Raw genomic sequence first — 8362 nt, 5'->3', positions numbered from 1 at the left:
CGAGACGCGCTACAAATGCTCTGGATCTTCAAGGATCTTTCCATGCACAGGTGGAGAAAGCATTCTGCGGTGGTCAAAGATCCGCTTGCCGTGTTTTCCGCCCCCTGGCTCGCGCACCGGTTCGATATGAATGTTGTGGTCACCATACGGAATCCTGCGGCGGTCTGTTCGAGCATGAAGGTCCTGAATTGGAGAGTGGACTTCAACACGTTCCTGGCACAACCGCAACTCATCCGCGAAACCCGACTGGGCGATTTCGAGTCCGAAATCCGTTATTGCGCCGAGAATGAGCAGGACATTATTCTTGAAGGGGCGCTGTGGTGGAATTGCATCTATTCTGTGGTGGACGAATATCGCAGACGTTATCCAACGTGGCTCTTCGTCACGCACGAAGACCTGTCAATGAATCCTGTGGACAGTTTTCGGAAAATCTATGCCGAGTTCGGCCTGGAATTCACGGAGGACGTCCGCGCCTCCATTGCCGAAAGCACGAGCGGGCAGCAGCCCAAGCGTCGGATCACCCTTAACCCGTTGGAACAGGTGAGAGACGACGAGTTCAATCTCCGGCGAAACAGCAGACTGAATGTCCTCAACTGGAAGAACCGGCTCAGCGAACGCGAAATTGTCACTATCAAAGAGCGGACACGTGACGTAGCCAGCCTGTTCTACGCAGATTCCGATTGGTGATGGCGACACCATACCGGGCACCCTTGTCCGGCTGAGCCTCGCCGTTGGACGATCGGTTGTCAGCTTTCTGCGGCAGACGTCCGGTGAGTTTTCCGAATTGCGGTGTCGCCGGTGGCAGCGCCTACCCGTTCCCGGCGATCACTGCGAGGGCTCGGCTGCACCGACCGGGTCCGCCTCACCCGGCTCCGGCACCTGAGCGGCCAGGTACTCGGCGAGCGCCCCGATCGTCGGGTAGTCGAAGACAGCGGTCGCGCTGATCGTGAAGGCGCCGCCGAACTGGGGAAGCAACCGGTTGCTGAACTCGACCGCCATCAGCGAGTCCGTCCCCAACTCCAGGAACCGGCTGGTCGCGGCCGGCAGTTGCGCCAGCCGCAGGAAGTTCTGCACTTCGCGCCGCAGGTAGTCGGTGAGGAAACTACCGCGCTCCCCCTCGGGCACCTCGTGCAACTGCCGGAGCAACTCGCTGTCACCGCGTGTCGCGGTGGCAGCGCTGGGCAGCACGTGCGCCAGAAGAGTCGGACGGGAGGCGCCCAGCCCCTTCGCGGCACGCTGCCAGTTGGCTTTGATGACGGTTGCCTGCCCGGTTCCGTTGGCGACCACCTCGGCGAGCGCGTTGAGTGCGGCCGCAGGCTCCAGCGGAATCAGGCCCTGCGCACTGAGGTTCGCGCGCGCGGCATGCGACGTGGCCATGCCGCCCTTGGCCCACGGACCCCAGTTGATGCCGGTTGCGGGCAGGCCGTGTGCCCTGCGGTCGGCAGCAAGGCCGTCGAGCAGGGAGTTGGCAGCGGCGTAGTTGGCCTGGCCGGGCGACCCGAGCACGCTGGCGGCCGAGGAGTACAGGATGAAGAAGTCGAGATCGTCGTCCTTCGTCAACCGGTCCAGGTAGCGGGCACCGAAGGCCTTGGGCGCCAGCGTCGTCCGGAAATGTTCCAGGTTCTGCTGGTTCAGTAGCGCGTCGTCGAGCACACCCGCCAGGTGCGCCACGCCCGCGAGCGGCGGCAACTCCTCCCGGATCCGTTTGAGCAACGCGTCGACGTGCGCCTCGTCGCCGACGTCGGCCGCGAAGACGTGGATGCGGCACCGGTGGCGCTCCATGATGTCGTCGATGGTTTTTTGCGCGTCGGCATCGGGCGCGCGCCGGCTGGTCACCACGATGTCACCGGCGCCGAGTTGCGCCAGATAGGCCGCCGTGAACAAGCCGAGTGCACCGAGCCCGCCGGTGATCAGGTAGGTCCGATCGGCGCGCGGCTGTAGCGGTTGCGGCATCTGCAGCACGATCTTGCCGATGTGACGTGCTTGCTGCATGCGCCGGAACGCTGCCTTGGCCTCCGTCACCGGGTAGACCTCGACGGCGATCGGTGCCAGCGAGCCGTTGGCCATGCTGTCGGCCACCTCGTCCAGCAACGTCCCCACCCGCGCGGGTTCTTGCTCGATGCACGCGTCCAGCGCGATGATCTCGTAGGAGATGTCAGGACGCGCTGCCGCCATCTGTTCACGAGTCCAGATGTCCCGCTTGGCGATTTCGGCGAAACGGCCGCCCTGGGCGGTGGCCCGCACGGTCGCAGCGATGAAACCCTCGTTGGTGAGGCTGTTGAGCACCACATCCACACCCGAACCGCCGGTGTCCGCCAAGATCTGATCGGCGAAATCCGTACTGCGCGAGTCGTAGATGTATTCCACTCCCATTTCCCGCAGCTTGGCGCGTTTGTAGGCGCTGGCGGTGGCGAACACGGTCGCACCGCACTGCTGCGCGATCTGGATGGCGGCCAGACCGACGCCACCGCTGGCGGCGTGGATGAGCACCCGGTCACCGGGGCCGACCTTCGCCCAGTCGAATGCCAGCCGTGTCGTCAGCGCCCCGGCCGGGATGGTCGCCGCGCCTACGGCGCTGATGCCGTCGGGCACCGGCGACAGGAACTGGGCCGGCACGTTGACCCGGGTGGCGAACGACCCGGGCATGAAGCCGAAGACGCGCTGACCGACCTCGAACCCGGTGACACCGCCACCCAACTCGGTGACGACGCCGGCGAGGTCACCGCCACCGATCTGCCCCGGGTCGCCCGGGTACAGGCCGAGCACGTTGAGCACATCGCGGAAGTTGAGGCCTGCGGCCTCCACCCGGATCTGCACCTGGCCCGCCTCCGGCGGCGCGACCACCGTCTCATACAGACGAAGGTTGTCGATCGCGCCGCGTTCGGTCGGTGCCAGGAAGTAGTCAGCGGCGCGCGGTACGGCGAGATGCCCGCTGCGCGCCCATGGCAGCAGCCGTGGCACCAAGTACTTTCCTTGTCGCAGAGCAAGTTCCGGTTCTTCGACGGGTGCGCTGAGCAGGCCCGCCAGCGAGTGCACGGCGTCGCCGAATCCATCGGAGTCGACCAGCCGGCACCGCAGGCTCGGCTGCTCGGCGATGATGGTGCGTCCCAGGCCCCACAGCGCCGCCTGCCCCGGATCGACCGGCTCGCCGGATTCGGTCGCCACGGCCCGTTGGGTGACGATCCACAGTCCGCCGCTGAGTTTGAGGTCCTGCTGCGCCAACAGCGTCTGCACGACTGCGAGCAACTGGTCGATCTCGGTTTCCACCCGCGCGGCGAATTCAGCGCTCGACTCTTCCGCGGCGGGCCGGTTGGCGCTGCGCCAGACGATTCCGGAGACCGGGGCACCGCGTTCCTGCGCCAGTGCGAGTTGCTGCTTCCAGGAGTCCGCAGCCGAACCGCGGTCCACCGTGACAGCACCGGGCACGTCGGCGGCCAGCTCGTCGAATCCGGCGATCAGCCAGGTGACATCACCCTTGGGGGCGATGCCGGGTTCCGGCGCCGGCGTCTCCTCCCAGCCCAGGGTGTAGAGGTTTCGGGTGGCGTCGCCGCCGAGCCCGCGCAGCAATGCCTCCCGGGGCGCACGTTTGACCGCGAACTCGCGGATACTGCCCAGCTCGTGCCCATCGCGGTCGACGAAATCGAGGTCGAAGACCTGCGTTTCGCTGTCCGAACCGCCGCTCTGCCACCGCGCGCGGCAATAAAAACGCCGCGGTAGCGTCTCCCGCAGCTCCACCCGCCCGTACCGCAGCGGCAGGAACAGATCGGGCAGTCCGTCTTCGTCGCCCACGAGGGCCGCCGGGAAGGCCGGGAAGGCGACTCCGGTGCACAGATCCAGCAGCACCGGATGGACCGGCTCGCCACCGAGCTGTTCGGCCAGTTCGTCGCCGATGGCGATATCGCCGACCGCCTCGCCGTCGCCGGACCACAGCGATTTCAGCGACGTGGACCACGTGGGCCCCCACTGCAGCTCCAGGTCGGCGAAGGTGTCGAACAGCTGCTGCGGACGCATGCGGCTCAGCCGCTCGCACGCGGCGTCGATGGACTCTGCCGACTCGGTTGCCGGCTCGTCCTCGATGCCGGAGGCGATCCGGCCGTCGGCGTTCAACGACCAGTCGGCTTCGCGGTCACCGTACGGGCGGCTGTGGACCTGGAAGGTCAATTCGCCGTCTTCGACCGGATGCACGGTCAACTGCACTTCCCGGGACGCCTTGTCGCCCAGGATGATCGGTTCGTAGAAGAAGACTTCGCGCACCTGCGCCGGTGCCCCGACGGCGGCCAAGGCCATCGCCGCGTACGTCGCGCCGGGAACCACGACAGTGCCGTAGATGACGTGATGGGACAGCCACGGCTGCGTCTTGGTGGACCACCGGCTGGTGTAGACCATGTCGCCGGAGGCGAGATCCTTGACACTGCCCAGGATTCCGGATCCGGCGGCACCCTGACCGTCGACGCCGCGGATGTCGGCGTTCTTCGGCCAGAAGCGACGCCGCTGGAACGGGTAGGTGGGCAGTTCGACTCGCCGGTGTGGCCGGTGATACAGCGCGGCGAACACGGGCCGATGCCCGGCAACATAGGACGCGGCCAGCGCTTCGGCGATCTGGTGCCGGTCGTCGGTATTCTTGCGCAGCGAAACAACGGTACGCGGAGTGGCCGAGGAATCCGGCCAGACCTGCACCGCGGCGCCGGTCAGGACCGGCTGCGGGCCGATCTCCATCAGCACCGAGCAGCCCAGCGCGGCCACGGTCTGCACGCTTTCGGCGAACTGCACCGGCTGGCGGGAATGCCGCCGCCAATACTTCGCGTCCAGCGGGGTGTCCGCGGTGAGCACCGCGCCGGTGCGGTTGCACACGAGCGGCATGGCCGGGACGGCGAATTCGAACTTGCTTGCGTAGGACTCGAATTCGTCGAGCACCGGATCCAGCAGCTCGGAATGGAAGGCGTGGCTGGTCTCCAACCAGGTGCACCGGATTCCGTCCGCGGTCAACTTGCCGACAGCCTGCTCCAGATCTGCGGCCGGGCCCGACAACACCGTGTTGGGGCCGTTGTAGGCCGCGACGGACACGTGCGGGAATTCGTCGGCGACGCGCTCGACGTGCTGGGCGTCGGCGAACACCGCCACCATCCGGCCGCCCTCGGGCAGGTTGCCGAACAGCCGGCCGCGCTCGGCCATCAACCGTGCCCCGTCCTCGAGGCCGAACACCCCGGCCACGCACGCCGCCGCGTACTGGCCCACGCTGTGGCCGAGCACCACGTCGGGTTCGATACCCCACGATTGCCACAGCCGGGCCAGGCCCATCTCGACGGCGAACAGTGCCGGCTGCGCGAACGAGGTGTGCCGCAGCGTTTCTCCGTTGTCGGAGCCGTCTGTGTCGAACATGACCTCCAGCAACGGGCGCGGCAGCATGCCGTCGACCGCGTCGGCACAGCGCTGTACGGTCTCGGCGAACACCGGCTCGGTGTCGAACAACTCGCGCGCCATCCCCGGGTACTGACTGCCCTGCCCGGTGAACAACCACGCCGTCTTCGGCGGGTCACCGCACTCGCCGCGCACCGCACCCGGACCCAGCCGGTTCTCGGCCAATTCGGCCAGCAACTCGCGGGCACCGGCTACCGAATCCACGACGAGCGCAGCCCGGTGTTCGAAATGCGAACGCCCCACCCCGGCGGTGAAACACACGTCGGCGATGTCGACCTGTGGATGAGCCTCCAGCCAGGTGCCGTAGCGCTGCGCCAACGCAATGAGCGCCTGTGGCGAGCGCGCCGACAGCGGCAACAGACCGAAGCCGTCCACTACGGCGCCCGACTCCGGCGCCCCGATGACGTCGGGTGCGGCGTCCGAGGATTCGTCGGCGTCCGCCGATCGCGGTGGCGCCTCCTCGATCAGCACGTGGGCGTTGGTGCCGGAGAATCCGAAGGAACTCACTCCGGCGCGACGCGGCCGGCCGTCGGCATGCCACGGCCTCGCCTTGTCGACGACCTGCACCGGCAGGGAGTCCCACGGGATGTTCGGCGACGGCGTCGCGAAGTGCAGGTTCTGCGGCAGCATTTCGTGCTCCAACGACAGCACGACCTTGATCAGGCCGGCGATGCCCGCCGCCGACTCGAGGTGGCCGATGTTGCTCTTGACCGACCCGATCAGCAGCGGCCGGTCCGCGTCACGGTCGGCGCCGTAGACGGCCGCGGCGGCCTGCACCTCGATCGGGTCACCCAGCGACGTGCCCGTGCCGTGCGCCTCGAGGTAGTCGACCTCCCCGCCGGCCAGACCGGCGCGGGCCAACGTGGTGGCGATGAGCCGTTGCTGCGCGCCGCCGTTCGGCACGGTCAAACCACTGGAGGCGCCGTCCTGGTTGACCGCGGTGCCCCGGATGATTGCGCAAATCCGGTCTCCGTCGCGTTCGGCGTCGCTGAGCCTCTTGAGCACCAGTACCCCGCAGCCCTCGCTGCGCGCATAGCCGTTCGCGGCGGCGTCGAAGGTCTTGCATCGGCCGTCGGCGGCAAGCATTCTGGCACGCGAGGTGGCCACGATGGATGCCGGGCTCACCAGCACGTTCACCCCACCGGCCAGCGCCATGTCGCAGTCACCGGAATGCAGTGCCTGGCAGGCCTGATGGACGGCCACCAGCGACGCGCTGCAGGCGGTGTCGACTGCCATCGCCGGCCCTTCCAGGCCGAGCGCGAAGGCAACCCGGCCCGCGATGACGTTGAGCGCGTTGCCCGTGATGAAGTGGGCTTCGATCGTCTCGACCGAGTTGGCGTTGAGCAGCTGCGAATACTCGTTGGCGGCCACGCCCACGAACACGCCGCTCTTGCTGCCGCGCAACGACGACGGCGCGTACCCGGCCCTTTCGAGGGCCTCCCAGACGATTTCGAGCATCAGCCGCTGCTGCGGGTCCATCCACACGGCCTCGCGCGGGGAGATGCCGAAGAACTCCGGATCGAATCCGTCGACCCCTTCGAGGTATCCGCCGTAGCGCGTGTAGATCTTGCCCGGCGCTTCGGGATCCGGGTCGTAGTACTCGTCGACGTCGAAGCGGTCCTCGGGGATCTCGCGGATCGCATCGACGGCGCCGGCCAGCTCCTCCCAGAACGCTTCGGGATCGGGCGCACCCGGGAAGCGGCAGGCCACCGCGACGATCGCGATCGGCTCCTCGGCGTTCGTCGTGACGACCGCGGCCGGCTGGGCCGCCGCTTTGGCGCCCGCCTTCGCGTCGATGCCGAGCACGTCGCCGAGCAGGAAATCCGCCACGTCGACCAGGCGCGGATAGTCCATCGCCAGGGTGGACGGCAGCTCCTTGCCCACGGCGCGCTCGACGCGGCGCCGCATCTCGACGGCCATCAGCGAGTCCATGCCGAGATCGAAGAACCCGGCTTCGTCGCGGATCCCGGCCGCGTCGATGCGGGTCACCTCCGCGACGACGTCGCGCAGGTAGTCCACGACGAGCTTCTTGCGCTGCTGCACCGGGGCGGCGGCGAGCCGGTCCACCAGCTGGGTGGCATCCGACGCCGATGCCGGCGCCGACTCCGACTGAGGCACCTCGCGTTCCAGCTGCGCCAGGAAGGCTCGCTTGCCCGCCATCTGGTAGAGCGGCAGGAAGCTGGCCCAGTCGATCCGGGCCACTATTCCTTGTGCGACCCCTTGCACAGGACCCTTTGCCACCCCTTGCGCGGACGACGACGCCATGAGGTCGGCCATGCCCGCCAGTGCGTCGGCGGGCGACAACCCCCGGACGCCCCGCTTGTCCAGGTGCGCACGGGATTCCGCGTCGGCCATGCCCGCCGACCCCGACATCCACGGTCCGAAATTGACGCTGATCCCCGGGACGCCCTGCGCACGCTGCCGCCAGGCAAGCCCGTCGAGGAAGGCGTTGGCCGCGCCGTAGGCGCTCTGCCCGAAGCTGCCCCACACCCCGGATATGGAGGAGGTGCTCAGGAAGAAGTCCAGCTTGACGTCGGCGGTGGCCTCGGCCAAATACCAAGCACCCCAAACCTTTCCGGCGAAGACGCGGTCCACCTCGTCGTCGTCCAGGGTTTGCAGCGGGGTGTTGCCGATCTCGCCGGCGGCGTGCACGATGCCAGCCAGCGGCGGTAGCTCTGCCTGCACCGTGGTCATCAGCCGAGCCACATCGTGCGGATTGCCGACGTCGGCCGCGATGACACGCACGTCGCAGCCGTGCTGTTCGCACAGGGCGTCGATGCGCTGCTGCGCGTCCTCGCCCGGAGCGCGCCGACTGGTCAGCACCAGATACCGGGCCCCGTGCGCGGCCAGATAGCCGGCGACCTCCAAGCCGATCGCACCCAGCCCGCCGGTCACCAGATACGTCGCATCACTGCGCAATGCCAGCGGTGTTCCGTTCGGCAAC

2 protein-coding genes are annotated in these 8362 nt (G+C 67.8%); one reads left to right on the top strand and one right to left on the bottom strand.

The genetic code is table 11. The features are described from left to right. On the top strand, positions 1–687 hold a 687-nt coding region (locus tag AC2VOK_RS19810), incomplete at its 5' end, for a sulfotransferase domain-containing protein (RefSeq protein WP_428901961.1). A gap of 138 nt (positions 688–825) precedes the next feature. On the opposite strand, the gene AC2VOK_RS19805 is transcribed toward AC2VOK_RS19810, so the two are convergent. Beyond that, on the bottom strand, positions 826–8362 hold a 7537-nt coding region (locus AC2VOK_RS19805; RefSeq protein WP_428901960.1), incomplete at its 5' end, for an SDR family NAD(P)-dependent oxidoreductase.

The sequence above is a fragment of the Mycobacterium sp. TH-M116 genome (genome assembly GCF_057473685.1).
The sequence above is the reverse complement of the archived record's forward strand: the minus strand, read 5'-3'. Positions and strand labels throughout refer to the sequence as shown.